This is a genomic window from Prevotella falsenii DSM 22864 = JCM 15124 (genome assembly GCF_000613945.1).
In the GTDB taxonomy this organism is placed as follows: Bacteria; Bacteroidota; Bacteroidia; order Bacteroidales; family Bacteroidaceae; genus Prevotella; species Prevotella falsenii.
This window is the reverse complement of the sequence record NZ_BAJY01000076.1, coordinates 1-1665: the sequence shown is the minus strand read 5'-3', so window position 1 is coordinate 1665 and position 1665 is coordinate 1. Positions and strand designations below refer to the sequence as shown.

Sequence of the window (1665 nt, the reverse complement as noted above, 5' to 3'; positions counted from 1 at the left end):
TTATTAATGTATAGACGTGCAAGTTAATTAATTAATAACAAATATATAATAGCGATGAAAAGATTATTTAATTATGCGTGGCTCTTGACAGTATTGTTAAGTGCTACAACATTAACAGCGTGTGGAGATAATAATAATGTACATAATGAAGTCATAGGCTCTGCTAATGTTTCTGAAAGCCTGACTCAGATTTTCACTAATGGTATGCCTAAAGCCGTAGATGGCTATTCTATTGCGAGAAATACCCAAGGGCAGGTATATCTCATGAAGAAGTATAGGGGCAGAGATAAAGTAGAATTTGAATACAAAGTTGCCGGTTCGGGCAACACAAACGCTCCCGATGTGGTGATGACGGTAACCGATGATGATGACAGAAAGGTGTATAACCTATTCCTGAACAAAGACGGATATGTGAAGCACTGCGATGAAACGGAATACGAAAGAGGCAAAGCTCCCAAGACAGAAACATGGGAATTTGAATACAATGCGGACGGACAACTCGCCAAGGTGGTAAGTTCGGAAGACGGATACGAAACAACTTACGTTACCTACAAAGATGGCAATATCGTGAGAACGTCGGTGGTATCGGCAGGAAGAGAAAAAGACAGACACGATATTTACTATATTTCGAATACCGTAGCTTCGCCAATCCTGAACAAAGGTAACCTGATGTTCTTCGATACAACGTTCGATATAGATGTAGAAGAGTTGCAATTTGCTTACTATGCCGGGTTGTTGGGAAAGCCTACAAAGCATCTGCCGGTACGTTCTGTTGATGAAGAGAACGAAGTAACAACCTTCAGATGGAAGTTCAATGCGAACGGTTACCCGACGAGTCTTTCAGAAGGAGACGATACGAAGAGAATTTCTTGGTAAGGAAACATAAAATAAGAATATATAAACAAGGAATCAAGGGCAACGAAACTAAACCTTCGTTGCCCTTGTCGATGTTAAAAAGAAATACAATCCCTTTATTTTATAAATAAAATGTAAGGATAAGAAAGATAGTTTTAGACTTTTTAAAGCAGAACATTCAGTTGTATAGGCAATTATTTATACCTTTGCTGCCGAATTATTTAGAATAATTGGAATATGAGAAGAAATATATTTCTTTGTTTTTCCATATTCTCCATTTCCGTAATCTTTACGAGTTGTGGAAACGTATCGAAGAAAAACAATGTAGAAAAAGCCGATACTGTTAGCCTTTTGGGACGCTGGACAACCATTGTTCCCACCGATTCGACAACAGAAATGGGCATCGAACTGAAGGCAAACGGCGTAGCAGCTTCTGTCAATATGCCGACCTTGCCTTACGACCGTTGGCAAAAAGTGAACGACAGCACCATTGCCATTCACGGAACAAGTGTTTTCGATGGTGAGAAAATGGAGCTTACCGACACTTTTGAGCTAAATACGGAAAAGCAAACATTAAATCAATGCGGTACCGACATTGTGTATAAACGCGCAAACTAACTAACAAAAGAATATAAAAAACAATGAAGAAATTATCTAATTTTATGTGGCTTTTAGCGATAGCCTTAACTGCCACTTTCACATTTACAGCATGTGGCGACGACGACGACAAACCTAATGGAGGCAAGAATGCCACTGAAGTGGAGGTAAACCCTAAAAAGGTTTTCGTTAATGGTATGCCTAAAGAAATAC

General features: G+C 39.0%; 2 protein-coding genes. Both read left to right on the top strand.

Features of this window, described 5'->3' with window-relative positions; translation table 11 throughout:
- Window positions 1-54 precede the first annotated feature (54 nt).
- Window positions 55-876: a DUF4595 domain-containing protein gene (locus JCM15124_RS12465; protein WP_024999664.1), complete on the top strand. Its 822-nt coding sequence runs from the start codon at window positions 55-57 to the stop codon at window positions 874-876.
- A 216-nt stretch (window positions 877-1092) separates the two neighbouring features.
- Entirely contained in the window at window positions 1093-1473 is a 381-nt protein-coding gene (locus JCM15124_RS12460; protein WP_024999663.1) for a lipocalin family protein, read from the top strand.
- Window positions 1474-1665: the final 192 nt, after the last annotated feature.